The organism is Metasolibacillus sp. (assembly GCF_025291715.1).
Classification (GTDB): Bacteria; Bacillota; Bacilli; order Bacillales_A; family Planococcaceae; genus Metasolibacillus; species Metasolibacillus louembei.
In genome coordinates, this window is the sequence record NZ_JAMBIZ010000006.1 from 1 (window position 1) to 26,858 (window position 26,858).

At 38.8% G+C, this 26,858-nt stretch carries 32 protein-coding genes and 1 pseudogene; 25 read left to right on the forward strand and 8 right to left on the reverse strand.

All coding sequences use genetic code 11. From position 1 onward, the window contains the following. Window positions 1-131: 131 nt before the first annotated feature. The 9 genes from M3Z76_RS05865 to M3Z76_RS05905 all read left to right on the forward strand — a co-directional run bounded on the left by M3Z76_RS05865 (window position 132) and on the right by M3Z76_RS05905 (window position 8,039). Window positions 132-800 (forward strand): response regulator transcription factor, encoded by a 669-nt coding sequence (locus M3Z76_RS05865; protein WP_293921911.1) that lies wholly within the window; start codon window positions 132-134, stop codon window positions 798-800. Then, entirely contained in the window at window positions 797-2,161 is a 1,365-nt protein-coding gene (locus M3Z76_RS05870; protein WP_293921909.1) for a sensor histidine kinase, read from the forward strand. The genes M3Z76_RS05865 and M3Z76_RS05870 overlap by 4 nt, the downstream gene beginning before the upstream one ends. Before the next feature lie 90 nt (window positions 2,162-2,251). Then, window positions 2,252-3,163, forward strand: coding sequence for an ABC transporter ATP-binding protein (locus M3Z76_RS05875; protein ID WP_293921907.1), 912 nt, complete (start codon window positions 2,252-2,254; stop codon window positions 3,161-3,163). Then, window positions 3,160-3,870, forward strand: a complete 711-nt coding sequence (locus M3Z76_RS05880; RefSeq protein WP_293921905.1) for an ABC transporter permease — start codon at window positions 3,160-3,162, stop codon at window positions 3,868-3,870. Before M3Z76_RS05875 ends, M3Z76_RS05880 begins: the two co-directional genes overlap by 4 nt. Beyond that, complete coding sequence (locus M3Z76_RS05885; protein WP_293921902.1) at window positions 3,871-4,599, forward strand: ABC transporter permease; 729 nt, start codon at window positions 3,871-3,873, stop codon at window positions 4,597-4,599. It abuts the gene before it with no gap. Window positions 4,600-4,669: 70 nt separating this feature from the next. After that, on the forward strand, window positions 4,670-5,641 hold the full coding sequence (locus M3Z76_RS05890; protein ID WP_293921899.1) for a quinone oxidoreductase family protein: 972 nt from the start codon (window positions 4,670-4,672) through the stop codon (window positions 5,639-5,641). A gap of 15 nt (window positions 5,642-5,656) precedes the next feature. Next, on the forward strand, window positions 5,657-6,118 hold the full coding sequence (locus M3Z76_RS05895) for a hypothetical protein (protein WP_293921896.1): 462 nt from the start codon (window positions 5,657-5,659) through the stop codon (window positions 6,116-6,118). A gap of 19 nt (window positions 6,119-6,137) precedes the next feature. Continuing rightward, window positions 6,138-6,791 carry an HAD hydrolase-like protein gene (locus tag M3Z76_RS05900; RefSeq protein ID WP_293921893.1) on the forward strand — a complete coding sequence of 218 codons (654 nt, stop codon included), beginning with the start codon at window positions 6,138-6,140 and terminating at the stop codon, window positions 6,789-6,791. Between the two features lie 54 nt (window positions 6,792-6,845). Continuing rightward, window positions 6,846-8,039, forward strand: coding sequence for a M20 metallopeptidase family protein (locus M3Z76_RS05905; RefSeq protein ID WP_293921891.1), 1,194 nt, complete (start codon window positions 6,846-6,848; stop codon window positions 8,037-8,039). A gap of 96 nt (window positions 8,040-8,135) precedes the next feature. On the opposite strand, the gene M3Z76_RS05910 is transcribed toward M3Z76_RS05905, so the two are convergent. Further along, on the reverse strand, window positions 8,136-8,678 hold the full coding sequence (locus M3Z76_RS05910) for an ECF transporter S component (RefSeq protein ID WP_293921889.1): 543 nt from the start codon (window positions 8,676-8,678) through the stop codon (window positions 8,136-8,138). A gap of 165 nt (window positions 8,679-8,843) precedes the next feature. Between M3Z76_RS05910 and M3Z76_RS05915 the strand changes: the two genes are divergently transcribed. The 8 genes and pseudogenes from M3Z76_RS05915 to M3Z76_RS05950 all read left to right on the forward strand — a co-directional run bounded on the left by M3Z76_RS05915 (window position 8,844) and on the right by M3Z76_RS05950 (window position 13,840). After that, the gene (locus M3Z76_RS05915; protein WP_293921886.1) at window positions 8,844-9,683 is read left to right on the forward strand and encodes a pyridoxamine kinase; all 840 of its coding nucleotides are present in this window, start codon (window positions 8,844-8,846) and stop codon (window positions 9,681-9,683) included. A 15-nt stretch (window positions 9,684-9,698) separates the two neighbouring features. Continuing rightward, window positions 9,699-10,445 carry a hypothetical protein gene (locus tag M3Z76_RS05920; protein WP_293921883.1) on the forward strand — a complete coding sequence of 249 codons (747 nt, stop codon included), beginning with the start codon at window positions 9,699-9,701 and terminating at the stop codon, window positions 10,443-10,445. 10 nt (window positions 10,446-10,455) lie between these two features. Further along, window positions 10,456-10,980, forward strand: a complete 525-nt coding sequence (locus tag M3Z76_RS05925; protein WP_293921880.1) for a GrpB family protein — start codon at window positions 10,456-10,458, stop codon at window positions 10,978-10,980. Further along, window positions 10,980-11,081 (forward strand): annotated as a pseudogene (locus M3Z76_RS05930) (MBL fold metallo-hydrolase); the annotation flags it as partial. The gene M3Z76_RS05925 and the pseudogene M3Z76_RS05930, both read left to right, overlap by 1 nt. Window positions 11,082-11,121: 40 nt before the next feature. Next, window positions 11,122-11,646, forward strand: a complete 525-nt coding sequence (locus tag M3Z76_RS05935) for a GNAT family N-acetyltransferase (protein ID WP_293921877.1) — start codon at window positions 11,122-11,124, stop codon at window positions 11,644-11,646. A gap of 132 nt (window positions 11,647-11,778) precedes the next feature. Then, entirely contained in the window at window positions 11,779-12,306 is a 528-nt protein-coding gene (locus tag M3Z76_RS05940; protein ID WP_293921874.1) for a GNAT family N-acetyltransferase, read from the forward strand. A gap of 417 nt (window positions 12,307-12,723) precedes the next feature. Continuing rightward, a complete protein-coding gene (locus M3Z76_RS05945; protein ID WP_293921872.1) occupies window positions 12,724-13,224 on the forward strand; it encodes an RNA polymerase sigma factor in 501 nt (166 codons plus the stop codon). After that, window positions 13,214-13,840: an anti-sigma factor family protein gene (locus tag M3Z76_RS05950; RefSeq protein ID WP_293921869.1), complete on the forward strand. Its 627-nt coding sequence runs from the start codon at window positions 13,214-13,216 to the stop codon at window positions 13,838-13,840. The genes M3Z76_RS05945 and M3Z76_RS05950 overlap by 11 nt, the downstream gene beginning before the upstream one ends. A gap of 139 nt (window positions 13,841-13,979) precedes the next feature. Here M3Z76_RS05950 and M3Z76_RS05955 read toward each other — a convergent pair whose 3' ends face one another. Then, window positions 13,980-15,203, reverse strand: coding sequence for a DUF6138 family protein (locus tag M3Z76_RS05955; RefSeq protein ID WP_293921866.1), 1,224 nt, complete (start codon window positions 15,201-15,203; stop codon window positions 13,980-13,982). A 54-nt stretch (window positions 15,204-15,257) separates the two neighbouring features. Between M3Z76_RS05955 and M3Z76_RS05960 the strand changes: the two genes are divergently transcribed. From M3Z76_RS05960 to M3Z76_RS05975, 4 genes are read left to right on the forward strand one after another with little or no spacing between them, the layout of a single operon-like run. Further along, window positions 15,258-16,460 (forward strand): methyl-accepting chemotaxis protein, encoded by a 1,203-nt coding sequence (locus M3Z76_RS05960; protein ID WP_293921936.1) that lies wholly within the window; start codon window positions 15,258-15,260, stop codon window positions 16,458-16,460. After that, the gene (locus tag M3Z76_RS05965) at window positions 16,457-16,954 is read left to right on the forward strand and encodes a GNAT family N-acetyltransferase (protein WP_363319851.1); all 498 of its coding nucleotides are present in this window, start codon (window positions 16,457-16,459) and stop codon (window positions 16,952-16,954) included. The genes M3Z76_RS05960 and M3Z76_RS05965 overlap by 4 nt, the downstream gene beginning before the upstream one ends. Window positions 16,955-16,991: 37 nt before the next feature. Next, a complete protein-coding gene (locus M3Z76_RS05970) occupies window positions 16,992-17,363 on the forward strand; it encodes an iron chaperone (RefSeq protein WP_293921864.1) in 372 nt (123 codons plus the stop codon). Window positions 17,364-17,420: 57 nt separating this feature from the next. Further along, complete coding sequence (locus M3Z76_RS05975) at window positions 17,421-18,257, forward strand: hypothetical protein (RefSeq protein WP_293921862.1); 837 nt, start codon at window positions 17,421-17,423, stop codon at window positions 18,255-18,257. A 36-nt stretch (window positions 18,258-18,293) separates the two neighbouring features. On the opposite strand, the gene M3Z76_RS05980 is transcribed toward M3Z76_RS05975, so the two are convergent. After that, the gene (locus M3Z76_RS05980; RefSeq protein ID WP_293921860.1) at window positions 18,294-18,779 is read right to left on the reverse strand and encodes a hypothetical protein; all 486 of its coding nucleotides are present in this window, start codon (window positions 18,777-18,779) and stop codon (window positions 18,294-18,296) included. Window positions 18,780-18,868: 89 nt separating this feature from the next. Between M3Z76_RS05980 and M3Z76_RS05985 the strand changes: the two genes are divergently transcribed. Then, window positions 18,869-19,000, forward strand: a complete 132-nt coding sequence (locus M3Z76_RS05985; RefSeq protein WP_293921858.1) for a hypothetical protein — start codon at window positions 18,869-18,871, stop codon at window positions 18,998-19,000. A 48-nt stretch (window positions 19,001-19,048) separates the two neighbouring features. On the opposite strand, the gene M3Z76_RS05990 is transcribed toward M3Z76_RS05985, so the two are convergent. Next, window positions 19,049-19,885: a YitT family protein gene (locus M3Z76_RS05990; protein ID WP_293921857.1), complete on the reverse strand. Its 837-nt coding sequence runs from the start codon at window positions 19,883-19,885 to the stop codon at window positions 19,049-19,051. A 193-nt stretch (window positions 19,886-20,078) separates the two neighbouring features. Further along, window positions 20,079-20,765, reverse strand: coding sequence for a Dph6-related ATP pyrophosphatase (locus tag M3Z76_RS05995; protein ID WP_293921856.1), 687 nt, complete (start codon window positions 20,763-20,765; stop codon window positions 20,079-20,081). Window positions 20,766-20,908: 143 nt separating this feature from the next. On the opposite strand from M3Z76_RS05995, the gene M3Z76_RS06000 reads away from it, so the two are divergent. Together M3Z76_RS06000 and M3Z76_RS06005 are read left to right on the forward strand one after the other, a co-directional pair. After that, window positions 20,909-21,250 (forward strand): hypothetical protein, encoded by a 342-nt coding sequence (locus M3Z76_RS06000; RefSeq protein ID WP_483310144.1) that lies wholly within the window; start codon window positions 20,909-20,911, stop codon window positions 21,248-21,250. Further along, window positions 21,237-21,872: an O-methyltransferase gene (locus M3Z76_RS06005; RefSeq protein WP_293921927.1), complete on the forward strand. Its 636-nt coding sequence runs from the start codon at window positions 21,237-21,239 to the stop codon at window positions 21,870-21,872. The genes M3Z76_RS06000 and M3Z76_RS06005 overlap by 14 nt, the downstream gene beginning before the upstream one ends. A gap of 121 nt (window positions 21,873-21,993) precedes the next feature. Here the strand turns inward: M3Z76_RS06005 and M3Z76_RS06010 are convergent, their stop codons facing one another. Continuing rightward, window positions 21,994-23,367 (reverse strand): MATE family efflux transporter, encoded by a 1,374-nt coding sequence (locus tag M3Z76_RS06010; protein ID WP_293921854.1) that lies wholly within the window; start codon window positions 23,365-23,367, stop codon window positions 21,994-21,996. A 19-nt stretch (window positions 23,368-23,386) separates the two neighbouring features. Continuing rightward, a complete protein-coding gene (locus M3Z76_RS06015; RefSeq protein ID WP_293921852.1) occupies window positions 23,387-23,866 on the reverse strand; it encodes a DUF6530 family protein in 480 nt (159 codons plus the stop codon). Between the two features lie 172 nt (window positions 23,867-24,038). Between M3Z76_RS06015 and M3Z76_RS06020 the strand changes: the two genes are divergently transcribed. Then, window positions 24,039-24,932: a tetratricopeptide repeat protein gene (locus M3Z76_RS06020; RefSeq protein WP_293921849.1), complete on the forward strand. Its 894-nt coding sequence runs from the start codon at window positions 24,039-24,041 to the stop codon at window positions 24,930-24,932. Between the two features lie 70 nt (window positions 24,933-25,002). On the opposite strand, the gene M3Z76_RS06025 is transcribed toward M3Z76_RS06020, so the two are convergent. Further along, window positions 25,003-26,748, reverse strand: a complete 1,746-nt coding sequence (locus M3Z76_RS06025) for a methyl-accepting chemotaxis protein (RefSeq protein WP_293921847.1) — start codon at window positions 26,746-26,748, stop codon at window positions 25,003-25,005. Between the last annotated feature and the right edge of the window lie 110 nt (window positions 26,749-26,858).

The window sequence follows — 26,858 nt, forward strand, 5'->3', positions numbered from 1 at the left end:
AAAATCGAACAGAAAGTGCCTTCTTTTTATTTTGAAAACCAATACGATATAAAAAACGTAAGTTTTTCAGTGCCCTCGTTGCAAATCGGAGCTTTTTTTGTTATTTTCTGTGAAGCAGAGGGAGGAACGATATGGCACATATATTATACATAGAAGATGAAATAGAAATTGGTGAATGGGTAGCGAAGGAGCTGACAGAGCGCGGCTATGAGGTGACGTGGTTGACATCTGGTGAAGGTGCCGAGCAATATGTGGAGCGAGTAGATGTTGTTGTATTAGATGTGATGCTGCCGGGCTTGGATGGCTTTTCAGTAGGCAAGCGCTTGAAAAATCGAAATGGCGAGCTGCCAATTTTAATGCTTTCTGCACGTACGGCAGTTGAGGACAAGTTAGAAGGATTGAGCTTTGCGGACGATTATTTAACAAAGCCCTTTCATCCAGATGAATTAATTGCACGTGTCGAGGTACTGTTAAGGCGTTTCCAAAAAAATGAGGCACAATTAACGATTGGACATTTAACTGTCTACACAAAGGATATGCGTATCATCGATCAGCACACACAGGAGGAAATTCAGCTAACAGGTAAGCAATACTATTTATTTCAATATTTTATTCGTCATTTAAATCAAATTTTAACGAAGGAACAGCTTTATGAAAATGTGTGGGGCGAGGCGTATATAGAAGGAGATAAAACATTGATGGTTCACATCCGCTATTTACGTGAAAAAATCGAAATGCAACCTGCACAGCCAACTATTATCGAGACGATTCGTGGCATTGGCTATCGGGTGAAAGAATGAAAAAACTGTTTAATTCACTACAGGCGAAATATATGTTGATTATCTTTACGGCAATTGGTTTGCTTTGGGGAATTCAAATCACCTATTCTGCCGTTGGAATCTATTGGATGAATAAAAATTATGACGATGAAACAGTTGATTACACCGAAGTTGAAAAGGAATGGCATGAAGGAGCAAATGTATTAGGGCAAGCCTCTCGAGAGCAAATTCAGCAATATTTTGCACAATGGCAAGCCTACCTTCCACAAGCAACGATGTTTTGGGTGGATGCGAATGGACAATTAGTGGAGCAAATGAATGTTATAGAGCAGATCCCTGCCAAATGGGATGCTGTAACAACGGCACAATATATAAAGTCGCATTATGGGGAGGACCCATTTACAGTGCTCGCCTTTCTAGGGCAGGATGCAGAAAATGGCTTCGTCGTCATTGAGATACCGAGAGAGGTATTCAAAGTGCCTATGCAAAAATTACACGATCGTTATGGAACTTTACTAATGGTTAGTGTACTGGTAGGACTATTACTGTTTATTGTTGTATCATTTTTATTTTTTAAGGGTATTCGTAAGCGTTTAATGCAGCTACAGGAAGGGATGGCATTGCGCGATATGGACGGGCTGCCGTTACAAATTGAAGTGAAAAAGAAGGATGAAATTGGACAGCTTGAGCAAAGCTTTAATCAAATGGTAGTAGAGCTAAAGGAGAGCAAACAGCGTGAGCAGCAGGAGGAGCAGCTTCGCCGAGAATTAATTTCGAATTTATCCCATGATTTGCGCACACCTTTAACGAAAGTGCGAGCACAGGCCTATTCAATCAGTAAGGAGAATTTATCGGAGGAGGGCAAACAGGCAGTAAAAGCGTTGGAAAACTCCTTTGTTCATATTGACCATTTAATGGAAAATTTAATGTCCTACACATTGTTAATGGCAAGCCGTTTTAATTATCAGCCACAGGAAATCGATGTTGTGCGATTTACACGCGAGCATTTAGCTACATGGTATCCTGCCTTTGAAAAGGAAGGTTTTACGATTGATATTGAGTTAAGGGCTTTCACTGAGAGTAAATGGTTAGTGGACAAAATATGGTTGGGACGAATACTTGATAATTTACTACAAAATGTGCTACGTCATGCAAAGGATGGTCGCTATATTCAAGTGAAAACAGTGGAAACGGAGCAATATCAAGCGATCGTTTTAACAGACCGAGGCAAAGGAATGCAGCATCTATCTGATGAAAAGGGCGCAGGTATTGGTTTATCTATTGTTGATATGATGGTTAAAGGTATGAGCTTGGAATGGACAATTGATACAAATGAAAATGGGACGATGATTCAAATTAAAGCATTGAAAGGGTATAAATAGTCCTTTCAATGCTTTTTTAAACAAAATTTAAACTTAGCCCTCCCTTGTTTTTAACCTTCACGCTTTATGATAAATAAAGAGGTGATGGAAATGGAATATATCGTAGAAACGCAAAAATTAACAAAGAAATTTAGCAAGGATACAGCAGTCAGTGATTTGGAGTTGCGTATTCCAAAAGGTGAGATTTACGGCTTCTTAGGACCGAATGGAGCAGGCAAAACGACAACGATTCGTATGCTGCTAGGGTTAATGAAGCCAAGTGCAGGGAATATCCGCATTTTCCAAAAGGATTTAACGAAGGAGCGTATTCAAATTTTAAAGAAGGTTGGCTCATTAGTTGAAAATCCATCGTATTATCCGCACTTAACAGCGTATGAAAATTTAGAGGCAGTGCGGAAAATTTTACAAGTGCCAAAATCCCGTATTGATGAGGTGCTAGAAATTGTTCGCTTATCGGATGTTGCGAATAAAAAAGTAAAAGGCTTTTCGCTAGGCATGAAGCAACGTCTAGGAATTGCTACAGCACTTCTTAGCAATCCAGAATTATTAATTTTGGATGAACCGACGAACGGATTAGACCCTTCAGGCATTATTGAAATTCGCAATTTAATTAAGCGTTTGCCGAGCGAATATGGCATGACAGTGTTAATTTCAAGTCATTTGCTATCGGAAATTGATCAAATTGCAACGAAAGTTGGCATCGTTGCAAAAGGTAAATTAATTTTTCAAGATTCGATTGAAGCAATGCGTAAACATGCACAACAAAAAATATCGATAAAGGTAAACGATACAGAGCAAGCATGGCGCACATTGCTAGGAAAAGGGATACAAGCAGATTATAAAAATGGCTTACTAGCTCTTGCGAATACGGACGATACTTATGTGGCAGAAGCGATCCGTCTGCTTGTACAAGAGGGCTTTTCAATTTACCGCGTTGAAGAGGAAAAGCAATCGCTTGAGGATATTTTCTTGCAAATGACGGGAGGTAATGAAAGCATATGATCAATTATTTGATTCGTTCCGATTTGTTGAAAATCAAGCGTAAAGGCTTTTGGTTATTAACATTTTTAGGTCCTTTCGGTGTCGTTGTAATGCAAATGGTCAATTATGGTGTACGCAAAGATTATTTGTTGCAGCAAAGTGATGATGACTGGTTATATTATCTAATGAATGTCCATGCATTTACACCTTTGGCACTTGTATTAGGTATTGCAATTCTTACTTCCTTTATGGCGAGTATCGAAAATGAAACGAATGCGTGGAAGCAGCTGATTGCCTTACCAGTTTCAAAAATGACGATTTATTTATCAAAGTTCACGGTGATGGCTTTATTACTAGGAGTGTCATCAATACTGTTAATGCTGTTTAGCACAGCATATGGAGTTTTTTTAAATTTAGGCGATGCTATTCCTTATGAACAGCTACTGCAATATAGCTTCTATCCGTATTTTGCAGCATTGCCTGTACTAGCATTGCAGCTATGGGTTGCAACGGTTAGCCAAAATCAAGGTGTGCCAATTACAACAGGGATTGTAGGTGTCATTTTGACTTATATGGCGTATTCATTGCCGGACTGGGTCATTTGGAAATGGCCATCGCTTATGAATGCATGGGATGAGCCGTTAATGAACGTTGGGCTAGGTATCGGGGTAGGCGCTTTATTATATATTGCAGGTATGCTGGATTTTTTCAGAAGGGACGTGAAGTAAATGCTAGCAATTTTACAATCCGAATGGTTTAAGCTACGCAAATCAAAAATTACAGCACTTTTGCTAGTTGGTCCACTAGTTGCATTGCTAGTCGGGGTGAGCCTTAATTTACAAATGGAGGATGGTGTAAATGAGTGGTTCTTAGCGATGATGTTTATGAATTTCACCTATGCTCTATTGTTCTTACCATTGATTACTGGTGTATTAGCAGGCACTATTTGTCGCTATGAGCATCAAGCAGGGGGCTGGAAGCAGCTACTAGCATTGCCTGTTTCAAGAGGGCGAGTATTTAGTGCAAAATATGTATTGTTAATACTATTAGTGCTTGTGATTCAATTGTTATATCTTGCAGCAATTTATGCAGTAGGTACAGTGAGAGGCTTCACAGCGCCTTTCCCAATTGAAATTGTTTGGAAAAGCATTGTAGGTGGCTGGGTTGCAACACTTCCGTTAGTAGCATTGCAACTATGGTTATCGGCAGCATTTAAAAGCTTTGCAGCGCCATTTGCGATTAATGTCATTTTTACATTGCCTACGATATTCGCCATCAATTCTGAGAAAATTGCTCCATATTATCCTTGGGCACAGCCATTTTCGATGATGTATATTGGCGGCGATACGGAGGATATTTTCTTTATTCCGTGGGAGCAATTACTGACAGTTGTAGGTGGCAGCTTTTTATTATTTTTCCTTTGCGGCTATATTTATTTTCAACGAAAGACTGTTTAAATAATAGGAAAAGCCCCCTTAATCTACTTTGGTGGAGTATAATAATGGAAAAGTAGAGGTGGGATGCTTTATGAAAAAAATCGTTATTCGTGAATTCGGTGAGCCTAACGTATTACAGTATGTCGAAACAGATAAGCCTACTATTGATGATTCGGAAGTTTTAATTCAAGTGAAAAATTTTAGCATTAATTATGCAGATATTAAAAATCGTAAAGGTGGTAAAGCGACGGCAAATTTCCCAATGAGCTTGGGCTTAGATTTAGCTGGTGTTGTTGTAGCGGTTGGGAAATCTGTGACGCATCTTGAAATTGGTGATCGAGTAGCCGCCTTTGCGAAAGATGGGGCATATGCTGAATATGCGGTAGCAAATGAAAAATTAGCATTTAAGCTGCCAGAGGAAGTGTCATTTGAGCAAGGGGCAGCAGGGCTTACTGTAACATTTCTAAGCTATATTTTAACAAATGAACTAGTAAACATTTCAAAGGATGCCTCTGTTATTGTACATGCGGCAAGCGGTGGTGTTGGCACGACATTATTGCAATTGCTCAAGCTAAAAGAAGTCGAAAATATTATTGCTGTGACATCCTCGACAAGTAAGTTTGAACTTTTAAAAAGCTATGGAGCAAAGTATACATTTACCTATAGTGATTTTTCGCAAGGGGCGTTAGCTGTAACGAACCATGAAGGTGTAGATATCGTCTTTGATTCAGTCGCAGGAGATGTGACGAAACAAAGTCTTGTTTGTTTAAGGGAGTATGGTACATTGTTGCAATTTGGCAATGCCAGTGGCCAAATAGCCACCTTTACAAATTTAGATGTACATGCGAGCTGTCGCAACATAATGGGCTTCAGCTTAGGCACTACTCGTCAACTGCGACCTAAATATATTCAAGAGCTGTCAAATAAGGTGCTCGAATTGATTCGCCATCAACAGGTTAAGACGCATATTGAACGTATATTTAACTTTGATTCTATTATAGAAGCTCATAAATTAATGGAGAGCACAGCACATAGTGGAAAGATTTTAGTAGCTGTGGAATAGAGGAGGAAGTTTATTATGTCACAATATCGCATATTAGTATCAGATTGTCCGCTACCAGAGGCGAACTATGGAGGAACGCTAAAATTAACAGTAAAAGAGCTAAAAGCAATGTATCCAGCATCTCGTTCATGGGATGAATTAGATGACAGCGTGCAAGTTTTATACGCTGAAGATGAAGCAGCTTTTCAAAAGCTGAATATTTTTGAGTGGGGAGGTTATCCCTATGATTTGGATTTCTATGCTGAAAAAAGCTATGTTTATGGAATTGAAGGTAGATGGAATCAAGAGCTTGTAGAGCAGCTTACAGAATACATAAAATCCAATGTGCGCCCAGAATATTGTGCAGACATTATTACTTTTTGGGCTGGTGATGGGGAGCAACGCATGGATGAAACAAGTGTCCAAATTAACGAAATAACACCAGACGACTTAGCGATTTTGGAACGTGCACATTGTCATTGTGTACGATTAATCTAGCTGTTAAAGGAGTGCTTACATGACAACCGCAATTATTTTTGATATGGATGGTACATTGTTTCAAACGAACTTGATTTTAGAACCTGCGCTGGAAGCTACCTTTGACATCCTTCGTGCCAATGATGAATGGTCAGGCAACACGCCAATTGAAAAATACCGTGAAATTATGGGAGTGCCGCTGCCTGTCGTATGGGAAACTTTATGCCCAAAGCATAGTACAACACAGCATTTGCAAAGTAATAAGCTATTTCAACAAGCATTAATTGCACAAATACAGAAAGGTCAAGGTGCTTTATACAAAGGGGTGGAGGAAACATTAGCTGCCTTATCAACGCACTATCCTTTGTACATTGCAAGCAATGGACAAACAGCTTATTTACAGGCAATTGTCGCACAGTACCAGCTAGATCGTTTTATTTCTAGTACATATAGTATTGATTTAATAGCTTCAGGAAATAAATCGGAGTTGGTTCAGCTTGTCAAAGAGCAGCATCATATTGAGACAGGCTATGTTGTAGGAGATCGTTCATCAGATATCCTTGCAGCTCAGCATAATCAATTAAAATCGATAGGCGTTCGCTTTGATTTTGCGCAGGACAGTGAGCTAGCACAAGCGGATTATATTGTTGAGGATTTTATCGATATTTTAAAAATTGACAGAATAATGGATTAATTGTGTTATAATAATTATGTTTACTAAGGTTGACTTAATTAAGGAGTGTTATAAATGACAGTTTTACAACAAGACCAACTAACGGATTTATTAAAGCAATATGAGGAGGAAATGATTCAACTTCGACGTCATTTCCATGAAAACCCTGAGCTTTCATTTGAAGAAGTAGAAACACCAAAAACAATTGCAGCATTTCATCGTGCGCTGGGACATGAGGTGCGTGAAGGTGTTGGCGGCAATGGCGTTGTGGCGAAGCTAGTAGGTGGTAAGCCAGGGAAGACAGTAGCATTACGAGCGGATTTTGATGCATTGGCGATAACTGAGGAAACGGGTTTACCATTCCAATCAAAGGTGAAAGGGCGTATGCATGCTTGTGGGCATGATGGACATACAGCCTCATTATTAATTTTAGCGAAGGCGTTTAATCAGATGAAGGATGAATTAGCAGGAACGATTGTCTTTATTCATCAGCATGCAGAGGAGCTTGCACCAGGTGGGGCGATTGCTATGATTCAAGACGGTTGCCTGGAAGGTGTAGACGTTATTTTTGGTACGCATTTATGGGCACCAACCGAGCTTGGCAAAATTCAAACAGCAAAAGGCCCGTTAATGGCTGCAGCAGATGCAATTTATATTACGATTAAAGGGAAGGGCGGGCACGGTTCAAATCCGAGTGATACGAAGGATTCCATTGTTCTTGCAGCACAGTTTATTACGAATTTACAACAGCTTGTTGCACGTCGTGTGAACCCGCTTCGCCCAGCTGTTGTCTCGATTGGTCATATTGAGGCGCTAAATCCGTTCAATGTAATCGCTGACCAAGTATATATGAAGGGCACTGTACGTACTTTCCATGAGGAGGAGCGCGGCTTATTAGAGCATGAAATCGAGGAAATGTTAAAGGCAACATGCTATTTAACGAAGGCCGATTATCAATATGAATATGTACGAGGCTACCCACCAGTAGTGAACCATGAGGCAGAAACAGAGCATGTAATGGCATCCGCAGAAAAAGTAGCTGGTGTAGAGGCTGTTGAGCTTGTTGATCCAAATATGGGAGGAGAGGATTTTGCTTACTTTTTAGAGGAAATTCCAGGGTCATTCTTCTTTACTGGAGCAAAAAATCCTGCGTGGGAGGAAGGGTATCCACATCACCATCCAAAATTCGATATCGATGAGCGTTCATTGCGTATTGCGGCAAATGTGTTAGGGCAAGCGACGTTAGATTATTTAGAAAAAAATAATTAACAATATTGATTCGCTCGATTAACTTAAAAAATAAAGGCATGTTTGAAAAGATATTACCTTTTCAAACATGCCCTTTTTTCGTTTGGTAGCCAATCATTATATATTTTTAAAATAAGGCGTTTTTTTCAGTACGGCACAAAGTGGGATAGCAATAGCAAGCCCAATTGCATTTTGTAGCAAGTCACCCGGTATAGATGCTAAAGGCTGTATCCAGTTGCCATATAAAATAACTTCACCAATATAGTAAACTGCAAGCATAACAGGCACAGAAACAACTGTAGCAACAATATTGATAATCATGCTCGTTCCTTTTTTACCGTTCATAAAGGCAATCTTACCAACGATAAATCCTTGTAAAAAGCGTGCGACAATCGTAATAGGAGCCCAAATTGCCCAGCCACCCATAATGTCGAACAATCCCATACCAGCAGCCCCAGCAATTGCCCCTTTTTTAGGTCCGAATAAAATGGCAACTGTGAAGAGCATTGCTGTTCCTAAATGAACAAGCCCTCCTTTTGCTGCGATAGGCAGCTTAATATTAATAAATGTTGCAATAACAACAAGTGCAATCAAAATAGCTGTCAGCACTAAATCAAATGTTTTATTTTGTGATTTTTGGGCACTTTGAATTTGTTGCATCTTAATCCTCCTTAAGTTGATATGAATTATTCATAACTTTAGCAGATAGCTGATTGCTGTGAAAGTATCAATTTTGTTAAAAATATAGTGGTCAGTTTCGTTGTGAAAACAATTGTCTCCCATGTTAAGATGAACATATTAGAATTTGATTGGTGGATGATAAAGATGAAAAAAGTAGCTGTAATCCAAGATATGTCCTCCTTTGGGAAGTGCTCGTTAACAGCGGCATTGCCTGTTTTGTCAGTGATGGGGGTACAAGCATGCCCATTGCCAACTGCTATTTTGACAGCACAAACAGAATTTCCAAGCTTTTTTTGTGAGGATTTGACATCAAAAATGGGACATTTTACAGAGGAATGGCACAAAATGAATGCAAGTTTTGATGGCATTTTGACAGGCTTTGTAATGGGGGAGGAGCAAATTCAGCATATTTTTGATTTTTTGGATGTGTTTCAAAGGGAACAAACGACTTTGCTTGTTGACCCTGTCATGGGCGATCAAGGTGAGGGCTATCCATTGTTTACAGGTCGCTTGCTCGAGCAAATGAAGGAGCTAGTAAAGCGTGCGGATATTATTACACCGAATTTAACGGAATGCTGTATGCTGACAGGGCTATCATATGAAAAATTGCACGGCTATACAGATGCAGGCGATTATTTACAGGCATTGGAGGAAGCGGCACAGATACTAGCAGAAGAAACAAAAGCGAAAGTGATTTTAACAGGTATTGTGCCACCAACAGCAGAGCCAACGATTGGCAATTTACTCGTAGCAGACGGAACAACCATTTTCAGTCAACAGCCTTTCAATGGTGCAGGCTATTCAGGAACGGGCGATTTATTTGCTGCAACGATAATGGGGGGCGCTTTACGTGGACAGAGCGTTGCAGAAGCAATTCAGTTAGCAGCGCAATTTTTAACAGCTGCTATCAAGGAAACGTATGCACAGCAAATTCCACGCAATATGGGTGTGCATTTTGAGAAGTATTTGAAAATGTTGATTTAAAGGGGAAAACGAAGAATGAAAAACATTTATGCGTTTGAAAGTATTGAGGAGCTACAGGCTTATTCAAAAGATATCGAGCAGCTAAATAAAAAGCTAACTGCTTATCAGGCACTTTTAGAAAAGGAGTTTGGCTTAGACGATTTACCAAAGGCCATTGTGTGGACATCAAAGGAGAATGCAACAACGATTTTTTCTAATACACCTGTTCCAGCATATACGAATGACGTAAGAATTTGCATGTCGCCAATTGTGCAGGATTGGCGCGAATTTCATCTTGCACAGCTAGAAGGACAACGTAATGAACGCATTGAGAAATATTATAGCGAAATTACATTAGATCATGTGTTTTGCATACTAGCACATGAATTAACGCATCACCTTCAGTTATTTATTGATGATTTTGACGATGGGCGTGAAAATAGCATTTGGTTTGAGGAAGGTATGTGTGAATATTTGTCGCAAAAGCTTACATTATCAACTGAACAATATGAGAAGCTTGTAGCAGTTGAGGGGGAATTGATTGAGTTATTTACAGAAAAATATGGGCAACATTCCTTGGACGAGTTTGGTAAAGGGAGTTATGAGGCAACGAGTTTGACAGCTATAATGATTTATTATTGGCGTAGCTCTAAGGCAATTAAATATATTGTTGAAGACTGTTATGGCGGAGATGTTCATAAAGTTTTTGCACTATACTATGAGTGGGATAAAGCAGGAAGAACAGTGCCGTTGACGGAGTATTTTGGTGTAACGGCATTATAGGGGGATAGGGATGAGAAATGATGAGGTTGTACTTGTAACGTATGATAAAGCATGGACAAACGAGTTTGAACAAGCAAAGGAAGCATTATTGTGTGTTACTAACTTGCTAAGCGAACAAATTGAGCATATCGGTAGCACATCAATTCAAGGAATGCGGGCAAAGCCAATTATTGATTTGCTAATTGGAGTTGAGGATTTAACTTGTCTTGAAAAAGCCTTTTTCAAGAATTTATCAAAGGTAGGCTTTCATAGACTGCGAGTTGAGCGACCTGATGAAATTGTATGTGCAAAATTTACGGATGATACATTTCAAACAAAGACGCATTTTATTCATCTTGTGCAATATAAAGGGCAGAAGTGGCAGGAATTATTGTTTTTTAGAGATTTTTTAAGGGCAAATGCTGAAGCAAAAAAACAGTATGAGCAGCTAAAGCTATCGTTTTTTGAAACAGGCTTGCAAGGTATTGCGGCATATACAGATTATAAAGAAGGCTTTGTAAAGTCGATTTTAGCAAAGCGAAGGGTGGATACATAATGGAAATTGTAGAATTAGCAATTGAATTTGAGTTTAATGGACAGCAAAATTGTATATATCCTAGCTTAATTGTGCTAAACCATGAACTAACTTTAATGAATGCATTTAAAAGCGATTGTATATAGGCAGGAGGAGAATTAAGTGGAAGTAGTTTTATTTAATGGGGAAATCGATGATTTAGTGCGCTTGTTAACTGAAAATGAATGGCCTTATCATGCTGATATGAGCGTTGAGGAGAATACTGTGAGAAAAGCCGTGGAAAAGGGCTATTATGCAGATGGTCGCGAAACATTTTGGATTATTGAGGATGAAGAAAAAGTTGGACTACTCATTATCAATGATATCGATGATACGATTCCGCTGTTTGATCTTCGTCTAGCTGCAACAACACGTGGAAAAGGGCTTGGTGTGAAAGCATTGAAATGGATGCAAAATTACTTATTCGGAGAGAAAAATAAAATTCGGATTGAAGGCTACACGCGTGCTGATAATATTGCAATGCGCAAATGCTTTATGAAAGCAGGCTTTGTCAAGGAAGGTTATTTGCGTAATGCCTGGGAAAATAGCGATGGCACTGTTTCGGATACGGTACTGTATGGTGCGATTTATGAGGATTGGAAAAATGCAACCGTGACACCAAATAGAATGAATGAAGTGCCATACTGATATGTTATAATGATTGACAATAAAAGCAAAGGAGTTGATTCGAATGAAAAACGTACATAAGGTGATTGGCGAGTAAAATCTACTTACTCTTTTCAATCACAGAGGCTTACTATTATTGAAAAGAGGTCTATTATGTATCAAGATAATGAATTAATCATCCGAGCTGTGGAGGAGAAGGATTTAACGCGTCTATGGGAGCTTATCTATACGGATGAACAACCAGAATGGAAAAAATGGGATGCACCTTACTATCCACATCAATCTAAAACATTAGAGGAGTTTTTACCAATCGGGCAAGGGTGGATTGGTGATGATGATTTTTGGGTGATTGAAGTAGCTGGTGTGGTACGTGGTATTGTGTCGTATTATTGGGAGCATGAGCCTTCACAGTGGTTGGAAGTAGGTATCGTTTTCCACGAAGGTGGCTCGTGGGGCAAAGGCTTAGGCACACGTGCATTAAAGCTATGGATTGATCATTTATTTAATACAATGCCATTAGTGCGTGTTGGTTTCACAACATGGTCAGGCAATAAACGCATGATTCGAGTTGGTGAAAAGCTCAACATGCAAATGGAAGCGAGAATTCGCAAAGTGCGCTATTACGAAGGGCATTATTATGACTCTATTCGCATGGGCATTTTGCGTGAAGAATGGGAATAAACAAGAAAGGTGGCGCAGAGAAGCGCCGCCTTTTTAAAATCGCCGATATATTTGAAATTTCGCCGATAAATTGGTGAAAGTCGCTGATATATCCTCAAAAGTCGCTGATATATAGTTGGCTTGCATGACGTATGATAAATCGCTCTTTGGTACATTGTAGTGTAGCCTGTGTTGCTAAAAGCTGCCAGTAAAGCGGTGCTTGCGCTATAAAATAATAAAATAGCTTCCCATCGCTCCCCGCTGCGCTCACCATTATCCCATAAGTTGAAGGACATCCTTTAAAAAAGTCATTTCCTGTGAATCAAGTGAAAAAGCAATCATTAATGTGCAAGTATACAAACTGAAGGAACTTTCACAAAAGCTGTAACGAAACTCATTTAAAATCTATATATAAGTATGGCGAAGGGAGGGAAATGAGTGGAGGACTTAGATGAAATATATAGGGCGCATGCGGATGGGGTGAAGGCATTTTTGATTTCACTGACAGCCAATGTTGATTTAGCAGAGGAGTTGACACAGGAAACCTTTTATCAGGTGACAAAATCGATTCATCGCTACAATGGTCAATGTAAAATCTCGGTATGGCTATGTCAAATTGCAAAGCATGTATATTATGACTTTTTAAAAAAGGAAAAGCGAAGGAAATATGTCACAATTGACCCTATGCAGGAAATAGAGAGTGGCAATACACCACATAGCGAAATCATGAATCGCTCAATGCTAATTTCGATACATAAAGAAATTCATTTATTGCAGGAGCCATATAAGGAAGTATTTTTGCTAAGAACATCCATTGATTTAAGCTTCAAGGAAATTGGAGAGATATTTAACAAAAGCGAAAATTGGGCGAGGGTTACCTATTATCGTGCGAAATTAAAATTAGCAGAAAGGTTAGAGGGGGAGCGAGATGAACTGTAATATTATAAAAGATTTGCTACCGTCATATGCTGATGGTGTTTGTAGTGACGAGACGCGTAAAGCAGTGGAGGAGCACATTCAAGAGTGTGCAAAATGCCGATCACTTTTAACGATGCTGCAACAAGAAATAACATATGTGCAGCCATTGCCTGAGGAAGTTAAAAAGGCAATTTCTCCATTTAAGAAAATTAACCGAAGACGTTATTTTAATATTATAGCAGCAGTAGCTATTACCTTTATGGTAATGGTTATTGGGATGTCAATCTACCAAAATGTCGGCGTTGTACACGACTTCTTTTCACCAAGTCAGTGGGGGAATGTTGTTATTGCTTCAGAGGAAGATGAATGGCAGCAAGTAGATTTTTCTATCTTTGTAGATGAGCCACAGGATTATGTGATGTTCGATAGCGTTTTTTGGAAAAAAGCGGTTGTTAATGTAGCAGGGAGTGATGGCGATATTCGACTAAGAATAAAAGATGACCGCGGTCAAATCATTATAGATGATGTAACAATAAAAGAGGGGGCACGCTTGGAATTAAAAGAGTTAAAAAGAAATAAAAAATACTATTTTGAAATACAGGCACCACCAGGAAGATATTCAATCAATGCGATATAAGTAAGAAAGGGAGCGCCCGAAAAGTCATTTTGGGACGCTCCCTTTGCGACGAGGATGGTGACAATTGATTGTGACCACCGCAGGAGCACTGTAAAAAAGCGGAGCTGTTCAGAAAGTTCACTTTCTGGACGGCTTCTTTTTAAATCAGCTCTTTAATAATTGCTTCAAAGCGTGTACGATATGGCTCTGAAATACGCATAAAGGCTGAGCTTGTGAAATCATTCAAGTGGATAATGCCAAAGCATGTGTAGAAAAGTGCTGCTACAATATAATCCTTCAGTTCTTCAATAGATGCATTTTGCTCAGAGGAAATCAAAGGACAAAGCTCGATAAATGGCATTGTCATAAATTTTTCAAGCCATTGCAGGTTTTCCTCAGTATTCATTGCTTGCTCAAAGAAAGAATCATATGGAACTTCTTGTACAGCTATTACTGTGCAGACAAAGACAGGCAATGTTTCAGGTGTTAGCCCGAATTTTTCAACATATGCCTTGGCAAAATATTCAGGCATCGGTGAATGGTCACCATCACATTCATACATATAATCGATAACGAGCTTGCTATAGCTTTTATCGTATAAGCCAAGACCAAAAACGGCGAATGTACTTGGCATAGCAGCCTGTTCATCATCAACATCGTGATAAAAATGGTATTCAGCCATCGCTTTATAGCTATATTCGACAAGGCTAGGATGCAAGCTCGGGAAGCTTAATACTTTGGCAAAAAAATGGTGTGATGATGTAATTGGTAAAGATTCCACAGGTAATAGTAAGCTGCTTTCACCTTCATAGAAAATGCTGTAACTTTTTGGGAAGTCTGTCTCTAATACTGTATTTAAATAGGTCATAGCCTCGCGATAGGCTTCCTCTGTTTCTTGTTTCATATGAATGGTAATCGTTGCAAGTACATCATTTGCTGTTCCTGTAAAAAGCGCTGATTCAGTTGTTGGTAAAGTGCCAGAGCCCACTGTAGTTAATCGGTTATATGTGTCGATATCTAGATTTTTAATTGTTGTAAGCAATTCTTCAACAGTTAAATATTCAAAGCTGGCACCATATTTTCGTAAATTGATGACATAGTAGCTTAATAAAGGTAAGTACTGAGCAGATTGTTGCTCGCTAGTGAATCGAGAAAGGCAATAGCGTTGCTCCTCAAAGCCAAGCTCTTGGCGAAATGTATTTAATAATGCAAGCTGTTGATAGTAACAAAGCACCTCATACATTGTGAACAAATCAAGTGAAAACGAAGGAGTAATAATTTTAGCAGGGTAGTCATTTGTTTCAACTTGATATTTTTTAGAAAGAAGCTCTTGCTCTAGCTGTAGCCATAATGAGTTATCATTGGTAAATTGTTCTGTTTTCATTGTATTGCCTCCTATGTGCCAATGATATCACAATCAGGCGAGGTAATTGGAGTGATGGGAGCCGATTTAGTTGCGACAGCGATTTATATGAACATGGCGCAGCAAAAGAGAAATTTATACCTTATTATAGCAGGTGCTGTACTAATTAGTATTATCATTGTTTATGCTTTAAGTCGCTATTTTGTATCACCTTTACGAAGCCTTGCACATCAGGTACATAAGGTTGGAGAAGGGGATTTATCAGCAAACTTTTCAACGAAGCGCACAGATGAGGTTGGGACGGTAGCGAATGCTTTTCAAAAGATGACAGATAGCTTAAAGCCCGTGATTTCAGGTATTTCTCAGCATTCTACAACACTCGTTCAAATGTCCAAGGAGCAATTGAGCAATGCAGAGGAAATTAAGCAGGGTAATGAGACGGTTGCTCAAACGATGGTTAATTTGGCAGCTGGTGCGGAAGGACAGGCAGCGGCTACAGTAAAAATTGTTGAAACGGTGGAGGATTTCGCTAAACAAATCGATTACACAAGTGATAAGGGAGACGCTTTAAATAAAGAGGCTGAGAGTGTTCTTGCTTTAACTGATGAAGGATTTAAGCAAATTACTGAAACAGAGCAGTACGTATCTATTTTGTATAAAGGTGTAGAGAAATCGGTTGAACAGGTCAAGGCATTAGATGATGATGCCAAAAACATTTCGAGCTTAGTACAGGTTATAGAAGGTATTGCAGAGCAAACAAACTTGCTAGCTTTAAATGCAGCGATTGAAGCAGCGCGTGCTGGAGAGCATGGCAAGGGCTTTGCGGTTGTGGCAGATGAGGTTCGTAAGTTGGCTGAAGAGGTGAAGAAGTCAGTCGGTGATATTGTCAGTATCGTTGGAGGAATTCAAGAGCAGTCAAGTGAGGTAGCTAAAGTATTAGAGTCAGGCTACGAGCAAGCGAGTAAAGGCACCGTCACATTGAAGGAGACCGGTTTTGTTTTTACTAATATTCATTCTGCAGTTAAGCAAATGCAGCAGCAAATTCAAGGGATTGCACAGGATTTACAGCATATTTCCGAACGAGGTAATAGTATTCATAGCTCCATCGGTAATGTTGCTACAGCGACAGAGGATGCACAGGCTGGTATTGAAGGTACATCAAGCCTTGTACAAAAATCAACGGTTTCGATGGCAGAGATTGTGCATAATTCAGAGGAGCTAACGAAAATTGCCTCTGAATTAAATCAGTTAATAGAAAGGTTTAAGGTTGAACAATGATCGAGATTAGAAAAGCAACTACGCAAGATGCAGCACAAATAGTGCAAGTAATGGCAGATGCTGAACAATCAGGCTTTATGCTATTTTCACCTGGTGAACGTCAAATAACGGCAGAGGGGCTTGCGAAAATGATTGCCAACCTTAATAATGAGGCAAAATCTGGACTATTTATACCACAAGAAGGAGAAGTGATTTTAGGCTATATGATTGTTCGCAATGACAATCCAGAGCGTATTGCACATAGAGCTTACTTAGTCATCGGCGTGCACAGTAATAGTCGAGGAAAAGGTGTTGGCAAGTCTTTGTTTAGTTTTGTCCTCAATTGGGCAAAGGAAGAAGGTCTACATCGGCTTGAATTAACGGTATTAGTGAAAAATGAGGCAGCTGTTCATTTGTATAAAAGGATGGGCTTTGAAATCGAAGGGATTAAAAAGCATTCTTTATATATTAATGGACAATATGAGGATGAATATTATATGGTAAAATTGCTTTAAAATATATTGGCTAGCCTGTTAAAAGGAGAGAGAAGCAATGGAAGCTTTTGCAGAGTATTTAGAGAAGATAGACAATGAGCAGCAACGCGAACGAGTGGAAGAGGTGCTAACATGGATAGCAACAACATTTCCGAACTTAGGCACGAAAATTGCTTGGAATCAGCCGATGTTCACAGATCATGATACATTTATTATCGGCTTTAGTATTGCTAAGCAGCATATGGCAATAAGCCCAGAAAAAGAGGGAATTGTTCAATTTGCAGAGGCGATTAAAGAAGCTGGCTACACACATACGGATAACTTATGGCGCATTAAGTGGGAGCAGCCTGTAGATTATGCGCTGTTAGAGAAAATTATTGATTACAATATTGCTGATAAGGCTGATTGCGCTACGTTTTGGCGTAAATAGTTAGGAAAGAGGGATGGCTGAGGTACGGCCATTCTTTTTTTGTACGGAGGATAAATAATGTATAAAGTGAGAAAAATTCAAGAGTTTATGGATGATACTATCCACCCAGAGCTTTTAGTACAATTAACTGAAGTGAAATGGCGACTAGATAGCAAAAAATACAAGGAATTATTTATTGCAACAAAAGATGCAGTAGTAACAGGAATAGCAATGAGCTGGTTCAATGATTTTCACCCAATGGCAAAATATATACAATTTTTTGCGTTAGAGCCAATGCCAGCACTACTTGAATCACTATTGCAGTCGCAAAAGAACGTGATGTTTTCATGCTGGGAAGATGAACAGAGCAAAATCAAAATGGCGGAGCAAGCTGGCTTTCAGCTTTTTCGTCAAACATATATGGCAACGTTTTCGATTGCTGCGCTACTTGCGAAGCTAGAAAATATACAGGCTATACCTCAAATAACTGCATTAGCACAAATTTTACAGCATCAACGAGAACCTTTTTTCTCAGCATTAAAAAGAAATTATGAGGAAACACATATACATAATCCAGCACAAAATTTCTCATGGCAGGAATGGGAGGAATTTTTGTTTGATGATGAGGTCGATACAGAGTTAAGTGGCGTGTTGGTAGAGGATGAGCAAATAACAGGATATATTATGCTACATCCTGTAACAGAGACGCATTATGAAATAGGCTGGGTCGGTCAAAGTGGAGAAGTACATATACAAGCACTACTTAAGCGACAGTTACTTGAACTGCAAAAGAAGGGAATTAAAACTGTAGAAATTGAAGTGGACACGACCGATTGGCATGCGAGGGCGTTGTTTCGTTTTATTGATTTACAGCATATTAGAAGCTGGAATTCTTATCTGTTTGAAGGTATTTAGAAAAAGATGTCCTCGAAATTTCTGAGGGCATCTTTTTTATTTTGATTGAATAGGCTTTTCAAGCATAGATAAAGGGATTTCTTTAGCTAGTAATTTTAAATCATACTCAGTTAAAAATAGCAGTAAATTATCTCCAAAATCTTGGGAGCTATACATTTCATTTCCGAAATGATCAACAATATTGATATGGAAAAAAGGCGTGATTTTCTCAGACATATCATCTGTATTTTCCAATACTTTTCTTTGAATACTTGGGGTAATAGAGGTAGTTAAAATCATCAAGCCATCTGAATCCATACTTAATGCTTCATAGGATTGAAGAAACAAATTTACCCCGTGACTAGAATAACCTTTATCGCTATGTCGATTATCTGCCGCCCAATATTTAAGAGAAATTTTATGTCCTTTTTTAAAAAGAAATTCTGTTAAAGTATACCAAGCCTTCTTGATTTCCTGTTGTCGCTGGATGTACTGATCTTGTTCGATTTGCCTATTACTAGTATCTAAGCGAAAGTTGTACATTATTGTTTACCGCCATTAAAAAAGAAAGTACTTCATTCATCTGAATAAAGTATAACAAAATGGAGACGCTAGTAGTGGAGGTGAGCCATATGGAAAAGAAGCCAAATCCACAAAATGAGGAGTTTGCGCAAGATTTGAGTCCAGATGATTTAGATACGCGCAACGATAAAGAAATGACAGAAGAGCAAAAAAATAATACCCCTCAAAATCCGCCTCGCTAAAAATATAAGTAGCTATCTGAACGCCTTCAGATAGCTACTTTGAATTGATTAAGATTTCGATAACTCAATAAAGCCTTCTCCAAATACATCACGCACATCATGAATTGCGATAAAGGCACTTGGGTCAACTTTTTTGACGATATTTTTGAGTTTAATAACCTCTTGTCGGCTAATAATAATATAAAGAACTTCCTTTTGTTCCTTCGTATAATAACCATGACCTGCCAGAACAGTTACACCGCGATTCATTTTAGTGCTCACTTGGTCTGCAATTTCATTTGGCTTTTTCGAAATGATTGTGACAGCCTTTTGTGTATTAATCCCTTCAATAACAAACTCCATTACTTTCGTTCCGATATAGAGCATCATAATTGTTAGCATCAATGCTTCTGCACCAATAATGAAGTAGGAAGAAAAGACAACGATTAAATCAAAAAATAGTAGACCATAGCTCATGTTCCAGCCAAGGAATTTGTTTGTCATACGTGCTAAAATCGTTGTACCTGCTGTTGTACCGCCAACTCGGATAATCAAACCGATACCAATACCTACAAAAACGCCACCAAAAATAGCATTAATAATGATTTCATCTGACTGCACAGACCAAGTTTCTGTTAAATGTAAGAACAAGGAGATGAATATCGTTGCAATGATTGTGTAAATAGTCGTTCGTTTACTCAGGAAACGGTACCCTAAAATAATGAGTATCCCGTTAATAATAAAGCTAACAATACTAGGTGACCAGCCTAATGTATAGTAAAGAATAATTGTGACCCCTGTGACTCCACCTTCACCCAAATCGTTTGGGATAACGAATAAGTTAATTGCGAGTGCAAAAAGGAATGCACCAAATAACATAATTAAAATATCTCTTGCAAATTTCATCAATTTTATCACACCACCATTTATCATAAGATTTTCTAGTAAATACTATAACAAGTTTGTGCTCTTTTTAATACCCTTGCCATGATAGTTGATGAATTTGAAGTATTGCGACATTTTATCTTGGTTCATTGGATGTCCAAACATCACTGAACCAAGATAAAATCTGGACGCAATTACGTTTAGGTGTAATTGATTATTTTAATATTAATGGCAAAAAGGCATAGTCTCCATCTCGAATAATATCGCCTTGTTGAATGTCAATGGGATGTTTAAAAATAGGTCCATCAATGACTGTTGTATGGAACTCACCGCTCTCTCCGCAAGGGTCGATTCCACGTTCTTTTAATTCTTGTACATAGTCATATGTTAAAACTTTCCCTAAATCACTCTCTAACATACCAAATTTTAAGTTAACTGTTGTAATAAGTGTTTTAAAGCCTAGGCTAATAAAGCGGTCAACCACTTCTGAATGATCCACTTCCCATAAAGGCATACCGAGCTTTAATTCAGCGATATTTGCGACTTTCTCATGCCAGCAGCCATGCTCAGGCATATCAAGATCACCCGTTACAAGAGCCTGTGCACCAAGCTCCTTCATTTTCTTTAATGTGTTAATAAACGTTGCTTCATAATCCTCCCAGCTTGTTGCAGTTGGATAAAGCGGTAATCCAATTGCATCGGCTTGTGCTTTCACCAAGTCGATTGTCATTCCATGAGAGCGAGAGCGTGCGCCATCTTCTTCAAGCACGCTAATTAAACCAATCGCTTCTCCAGTTTTCATTGCCTCATATAAGGCGAGTGTGCTGTCTTTACCTCCGCTGTATGAGGCAACGAATTTTTGACCTTCTGCGCCAGTTTTCCATTGTTTTGCGGTTGTCATATTTATTGCTCCTTTAATTTCATCATGAGGCTATTTTAGCATGGTGACAACTTTCTTTAAATATAATTTGACAAATTGTATACATATGTATACAATTTAAAATATTATAACGTATACAAATGTATACAAAAGGAGCGATAAATATGAGACATGAACATTTTCATAGAGGAGAATTTCAACGAGGTGGTAGAGGAGGCATGCATCGAGGGGAGCATCGACGTGGTGCAAGAGAGGAGATGTCACGTGGTCCTAAAACATTTCGACGAGGGCGAGCTGTGACATTTTTAGAGCAGCTGACAATTAAACGCACGACGATCGCACAGCAATTAGAGCAACCAGAATTTCAATCGATTCAGCAAATATTAATTGGCGAGCTAAAAGCACTTGATATGGTCATTAACGAATTTACACAGCTATTTGAAATACATGCTGATGAAATTCAGGGGGATGAAGCTAAGGAGCAGCAAAATGATAAAGCAAATTAATCAATACATTGATGCCACCTTTTCAACAGAGGACGCACTTTTAGCAGACGTTGCAGCAGCTATCGAAGAAAACGGCATGCCTGCTATTTCGGTATCACCATCATCAGGTAAATTGCTAACATTGCTTGTTTCAATAACTGGTGCAAAAAGGGTACTTGAAATTGGAGCGCTTGGTGGCTATAGCGGTATTTGTATTGCGAGGGGCTTCAAGGAGAGCGGAACATTAACCTCCTTAGAACTAGAGGAGCATTATGCCGAGCTAGCTCATAAACATTTGATAAAGGCAGGCTTCGAGAAGCAAGTGACCTATCATACAGGTGCAGCATTACAAAGTCTTGAAAAGCTTGCGCTAAATAATGAGAAGTTCGATTTTTTCTTTATTGATGCTGATAAAGAAAATTATGAGCATTACTTACAATATTGCATTCAATTAGCAGAGCCAGGTGCGTTAATTGTTACGGATAATGTGCTAGCTGGGGGGAGTGTAGCGAGTGCTGAGGCAAAGCAAAAGCGCTACACAGAAGTAATGAAAAGGTTTAATAAAAAAGTAGCGCAGCATCCACGACTAGAATCGGTGCTCGTTCCACTCGGTGATGGAATGACATTATCAAGAGTAAAATAAGATAGTAAAAGGCTTTCGGAAGACATGTTTCCGAAAGCCTAAATTATTTTTGGTGATATTTTCGATATGAGTGCTTTGAGGATGTTGTGAGCACATTTGTATTTGAAAATAAAGCCTACAATTACTTCAGCATTGCTTGCAATGTGCGTTTTTGCCAGCCTAATTTAAAGTAAGCATATTGCATAATGAAGTGAACACAGAAGGTTACCGGATATGCCATCCACACGCCATTTAGCTTAAAGGTAGTGTAATTAGATAAAATGAAGGCGGTTGGTACTTGCACAAGCCAAATTGTTAACACAAGGAAAACTGTTGGCCAAAGTACGACACCTGTTGCACGCATTGTTGCTGAAACGGTTTGTGTATGTCCGAATATTAAATAGCTCCAAAACGTAATCATTAAATAATTTCTTGCGATATCAACTGTATCGGTTGAAGTAATAAAGAGCGATAAAATTGGCTCTGCAAATATATATGTGACTAAAATGACAGCTCCACCTAATAAATAGTTTACTTTCACACCCATACTACGGATTTTTTTAATCATTTCCGTTGAGTTTGCGCCTAATGCTTGCGCAACGAATACAGATGTCGCAATGGAAATACTCATTGCAGGTACTTGTGCATAGCTTGCTACTTGGTTTACAACACCGTAAGCTGCTGTTGCACTTGAGCCATAAACATTAACGAAGCCAATAACGGCAATTTCAGCGACAGATATTGCCACCATGCTAATACTTGCTGGGATAGCTAGCTTGAATAAGGAAATTAAAATATCCTTTTTCAGTTTAAAATGCTGTAAAACAGATTTGTCTAAACGTAAAATATGGTTTGTTTTGTGCAAATAGGCAAGTAGTAAAATCATCGTGACTAAATTCGATAATACTGCAGCATACGCGGCACCGTTTAAGCCAAATGCAGGTAGCCCAAACCAGCCAAAAATAAGCGGTGGTAAAAAGGCGATATTTAATGCAACGCTTGTTACTAAAAAGATAAAGGGCGTTTTTGAATCGCCAACACCACGAATAAATGTCGTATATGTCATGTACCAAAACATAATTGGTAGTGTGAAAAATAAAATCTTCGCATAGCTGACACTCATATCTAAAATATTAGCAGGTGTTTTCATAAAACGTAATATCCATTCGATTCCGAAGGCGCCAAATATAGCTACTGCAAGTGATAAAATTGTAGTAAAGGCTAAAGTAACACCAACGACTTCCTTCATTTTCTCATGATTGCCAGCACCGTATGTTTGCCCAACTAAAATCGAGCTACCAGAACCAATACCGATGGCAAATGCCATTAAAAAGAAGAAAAATGGAAAGAATGCTGCAATGGCTGCGAGTGCATCATCGCCTAAATTGCGCCCAACAATAAGCATTGCTGCTACTTGCCCTAATGATTGCAGCACATTTGCTAGCATGACAGGAATTAAAAATTTAAAAAATGCTTTTCTTAGCTGTTGATCATCTTGTAGTAAATGTCCGTTCATATTGTTTCCTCACAGAGTTTTAATAACCCATTTCTTTTAAAATACGTGATAATGTGCGTAGGCGCTCACCAATTAGCTCGCCATCCTCGCTTAATGCTTGATTAAAAAGCTGAATATCTTCATTGATTTGCTCATTTTCCGTACATACTTCCACCGTCATCGCATCACCTTGTAGTCCAACGCGTTTAATAACGGGATTCGCTTCATCGTATAAATTTTCGTAACGATAAGCATCTTTAAAATGTAGCTGTGCCTCACATACTAAAATAGCTAAATCAAGTACGCGGTGTAGAGGCAATTCCTCAGATTGGCGTGACCATTTGCCCCCTGTATGACGCCATACTTTTGCAGAAATATCGACTTTGCCACGATCGTTCCATTGTGCTAAGCCAAGTGATAGCCCCTGTGCATCTGTTTTATAGGCAGTGCGACCATCGATATTTGCATAGTTTTCCGCAACAATAACTGGTTTATGCTTTAAATGTGTAGGTATTTTCATTGTTAATCATCCTTTCAATTTTAGTAATTTACTAAATTACTATGTTAGTAAATTTATCATTATCCTCTAAAGAAGTCAAACATAAATTGTGTGAGAATTGTATGTGTGCCTGGCACCCAAACAATTTGTTACAATTATTTTAAATATATGTGCATAGGAGAAGGAGGACTTTATGAAAAAGGCGTTGCAATACTTCGTTGATAACGAATACGATAAGGCATTTGCAAGGGTTAAACAATTAGTTGCAAATGAGCGAACGATTGAGAATTTACATAATTTAGCTTGGTTTTATATGCATGAGGAGGAGAAGCCTATATGTGCAAAGCCTTTAGCGGAGGAAGTAGTTGTACAGCAGCCAAATCATGTTTTTCCATATGCATTATATGGTCAAATATTGGCGCATTTAGGTGAGTATAAGCTGGCTGAGCAAATGTTAGAAAAGGCATTACAAATGGAGCGATTGCCTGTTATTTTGCATAATTTAGCATATGTTTATGCGGAAAATCGAAAATGGCAGCAGGCAGCACAATGCCTTGTAGAAATTGCAGAGCCATCGAGCTATGAAAAGCTATATGAGCTATACTATCGATTACAAGCTGGTGAAGATATTTTACCGTATATTCGGCAATGGTCAGATGAAGATGACCATTTTATTGGCTGGAGTGAGCTAGCAGAATTATTGATTGAGATGAGTGAGTTTACAATGGCGGTGGACTATTTTGAAAGGGAATGGGGAGAAGTCATTTTTTCATCCTATGCAATTGAACGATATAGCTATAGCTTGTGGAAGCTAGGGAAGGTAGAGCGAATGGACGCTATCCTAGCTACGGCATTGCGGCATATAAGAGAAATGATAGTAGAGGTTGAAAATGAATCTGTGGAACCTAATTGGACAGCTGAGGATAAGGCAGAGCGTCTGCAAGAATTACAGGCAGAATTGCAGCAAATTCAGTGCTTACCAAGGGGTCTACAGCAAGGCTATATCCCACCGCTAGAAATGAACTTTTATGTGCATGGGGGTTGTCTGCTATTTGGTTGTCCGCAGCACCAACATCCATATTATTAAATAAATCAATTACGCCTCGGCGTAATTGATTTATTGTTAAAACATTGAAGAAATGGTGATAGTCAAAGTTCTATAGCTCATATTTCTCTACAATACTGCTCAATGTTTGGCTTAAGTCTGTTAATTGCTCCGCTGATACGGCTACTTGAGCGATTGCGCCAATTTGTTCATCAATAGAGGCGGTTATTTGCTCAACCGCTGCCGCTGTTTGATTAGAAATACCCGATGCATTTTGAATAGCGTCAGTAATTGCTTGGTTTTGTAGTGTGATTGCTGATAACTCCTGATTTAGTACTGTAATTGCCTGTGTTGTCGCAGTAATAGCTGTGACAATTTGGCTAAACTCCTGCTCAGTCTCATTAACAGCCATATCGAGCTGTTGTGAGCGGTCAATTGTTTCAGCAACAGCCTGTACCGTTTTTTCAGTTTCGATTTCAATCGTTGAAATCATGCTTTGAATTTGCTTCGTTGCTTCATTGGACTGCTCAGCTAGTTTGCGTACTTCTTCGGCAACTACAGCAAAGCCTTTTCCGTGCTCGCCCGCACGTGCCGCCTCAATACTTGCGTTTAATGCTAGTAAGTTTGTTTCAGATGAGATGCTTTCGATTGCTGTTGTAATTCTTGAAATTTCGCTAATTTTACTATGTAAGCTTGCAATATTTTCGCTTACCTCATTCGATGAAATCAAGGATTGCTCATTGGATTGTTTAAGGTGCTGAACCTTTTCTTGCCCTTGATATGCCGCCGTTTCAGACTGTGCCATCATTTCTTGAATCGTATCGTTTTGTTGATTCATTGCCGCGATGGATGTATTAAGTCGCTCGATTTGCTGTGTTGTTTGCTCTAAATCCGTTGACTGGCTTGCAGTCCCACTTGCGATATCATTCATAGCACGTCCCACTTCCTCGCTGCTTGAGGCCGTTTCCTCAGAAATAGCGGATAAGGAGAGAGAGGTTTCTGCTGCTTGGCTACTCGTTTCCTGCAATCGACCAATCAGATCACGTAGCTGCATTAACATATGGTTAAAGGATTGTCCTAGATGTCCAATTTCATCTTTTGACTCAGGTAATGATTTTGCATGGATTTTGCGGTTGGCAATATCTAAAAAGGCATTCGAAATAGCTTCTAATAGCTTGAATTTTTTGCGTGAAGCCATATAAAACAGTGTAATGCCAATTAATGTAATGATGATAGTCATTGTAATAATATACCATTTTATTTTATTGAGCTCGCCATAAAAAGTGGCATCAAATACGCTCATCCCTACATACCAGCCCCATGGCTCGAATTGTTCCATATATGCTGTCTTTGTTACCTGCTTACCTGCATCATCAATATCGTTAAAATGATGAAAATGGCTGTGAGCATCTGTTGCCTTTGCAGCAAGTACCATGTTTTCACGATTTGTCGTATCCTCAGGTATATGACCGATTGGATTTGATGGATGGAGAACTGCTGCATAATTGTCATCATAAGCAACTAAATAGCCATCCTTTTTATAAAGGAACGAAGAATTTTTAAAATCGTAGCCTTCTGCGAGCTGAGGTCCACTAAGCAGCACGCGAGCCTGTGCTTGTGCCTCCTCCAATGTCATATTGCCAGCCTTTACTTGGTCATCTAAGACACTCAATGTCACGATGGCTGTGTTGACAAGGTGTTTAATATCGTTTTCTCCTGCCTGAACAAGCTCTTTTTTCGTTAAGTAGTAGCTTGACCCACCGATTACTCCAGCTGTTAATGTAATAACGGCAATAATTAGCAAAGTCAATTTCGTAAAAATACTGTTAACAAAAGAAATTTTAGATTGTTCCTTCATATGCTCACATCCTATTTATAATTTGAACTAAATACCTATCGTTATTGTATAGTTTATATGTTGAAAATGGTATCCAATTTTAAATTATAAATCTTTATACCTATATATTA

Bases quoted from the DNA above. Each gene is read 5' to 3' on its own strand.
- M3Z76_RS05985 (WP_293921858.1), top strand. From the start codon at position 18,869: ATGGAAAAGAAGCCAAATCCACAAAATGAGGAGTTTGCGCAAGATTTG.
- M3Z76_RS05900 (WP_293921893.1), top strand. From the start codon at position 6,138: ATGACAACCGCAATTATTTTTGATATGGATGGTACATTGTTTCAAACG.
- M3Z76_RS05875 (WP_293921907.1), top strand. From the start codon at position 2,252: ATGGAATATATCGTAGAAACGCAAAAATTAACAAAGAAATTTAGCAAG.
- M3Z76_RS06000 (WP_483310144.1), top strand. From the start codon at position 20,909: ATGAGACATGAACATTTTCATAGAGGAGAATTTCAACGAGGTGGTAGA.
- M3Z76_RS05880 (WP_293921905.1), top strand. From the start codon at position 3,160: ATGATCAATTATTTGATTCGTTCCGATTTGTTGAAAATCAAGCGTAAA.
- M3Z76_RS06025 (WP_293921847.1), bottom strand. From the start codon at position 26,748: ATGAAGGAACAATCTAAAATTTCTTTTGTTAACAGTATTTTTACGAAA.
- M3Z76_RS05915 (WP_293921886.1), top strand. From the start codon at position 8,844: ATGAAAAAAGTAGCTGTAATCCAAGATATGTCCTCCTTTGGGAAGTGC.
- M3Z76_RS05870 (WP_293921909.1), top strand. From the start codon at position 797: ATGAAAAAACTGTTTAATTCACTACAGGCGAAATATATGTTGATTATC.
- M3Z76_RS05885 (WP_293921902.1), top strand. From the start codon at position 3,871: ATGCTAGCAATTTTACAATCCGAATGGTTTAAGCTACGCAAATCAAAA.
- M3Z76_RS05995 (WP_293921856.1), bottom strand. From the start codon at position 20,765: ATGACAACCGCAAAACAATGGAAAACTGGCGCAGAAGGTCAAAAATTC.
- M3Z76_RS05865 (WP_293921911.1), top strand. From the start codon at position 132: ATGGCACATATATTATACATAGAAGATGAAATAGAAATTGGTGAATGG.
- M3Z76_RS05905 (WP_293921891.1), top strand. From the start codon at position 6,846: ATGACAGTTTTACAACAAGACCAACTAACGGATTTATTAAAGCAATAT.
- M3Z76_RS05955 (WP_293921866.1), bottom strand. From the start codon at position 15,203: ATGAAAACAGAACAATTTACCAATGATAACTCATTATGGCTACAGCTA.
- M3Z76_RS05950 (WP_293921869.1), top strand. From the start codon at position 13,214: ATGAACTGTAATATTATAAAAGATTTGCTACCGTCATATGCTGATGGT.
- M3Z76_RS05910 (WP_293921889.1), bottom strand. From the start codon at position 8,678: ATGCAACAAATTCAAAGTGCCCAAAAATCACAAAATAAAACATTTGAT.
- M3Z76_RS05980 (WP_293921860.1), bottom strand. From the start codon at position 18,779: ATGTACAACTTTCGCTTAGATACTAGTAATAGGCAAATCGAACAAGAT.
- M3Z76_RS06010 (WP_293921854.1), bottom strand. From the start codon at position 23,367: ATGAACGGACATTTACTACAAGATGATCAACAGCTAAGAAAAGCATTT.
- M3Z76_RS05960 (WP_293921936.1), top strand. From the start codon at position 15,258: ATGGGAGCCGATTTAGTTGCGACAGCGATTTATATGAACATGGCGCAG.
- M3Z76_RS06015 (WP_293921852.1), bottom strand. From the start codon at position 23,866: ATGAAAATACCTACACATTTAAAGCATAAACCAGTTATTGTTGCGGAA.
- M3Z76_RS05970 (WP_293921864.1), top strand. From the start codon at position 16,992: ATGGAAGCTTTTGCAGAGTATTTAGAGAAGATAGACAATGAGCAGCAA.
- M3Z76_RS06020 (WP_293921849.1), top strand. From the start codon at position 24,039: ATGAAAAAGGCGTTGCAATACTTCGTTGATAACGAATACGATAAGGCA.
- M3Z76_RS05925 (WP_293921880.1), top strand. From the start codon at position 10,456: ATGAGAAATGATGAGGTTGTACTTGTAACGTATGATAAAGCATGGACA.
- M3Z76_RS05940 (WP_293921874.1), top strand. From the start codon at position 11,779: ATGTATCAAGATAATGAATTAATCATCCGAGCTGTGGAGGAGAAGGAT.
- M3Z76_RS05965 (WP_363319851.1), top strand. From the start codon at position 16,457: ATGATCGAGATTAGAAAAGCAACTACGCAAGATGCAGCACAAATAGTG.
- M3Z76_RS05975 (WP_293921862.1), top strand. From the start codon at position 17,421: ATGTATAAAGTGAGAAAAATTCAAGAGTTTATGGATGATACTATCCAC.
- M3Z76_RS05920 (WP_293921883.1), top strand. From the start codon at position 9,699: ATGAAAAACATTTATGCGTTTGAAAGTATTGAGGAGCTACAGGCTTAT.
- M3Z76_RS05990 (WP_293921857.1), bottom strand. From the start codon at position 19,885: ATGAAATTTGCAAGAGATATTTTAATTATGTTATTTGGTGCATTCCTT.
- M3Z76_RS05895 (WP_293921896.1), top strand. From the start codon at position 5,657: ATGTCACAATATCGCATATTAGTATCAGATTGTCCGCTACCAGAGGCG.
- M3Z76_RS05890 (WP_293921899.1), top strand. From the start codon at position 4,670: ATGAAAAAAATCGTTATTCGTGAATTCGGTGAGCCTAACGTATTACAG.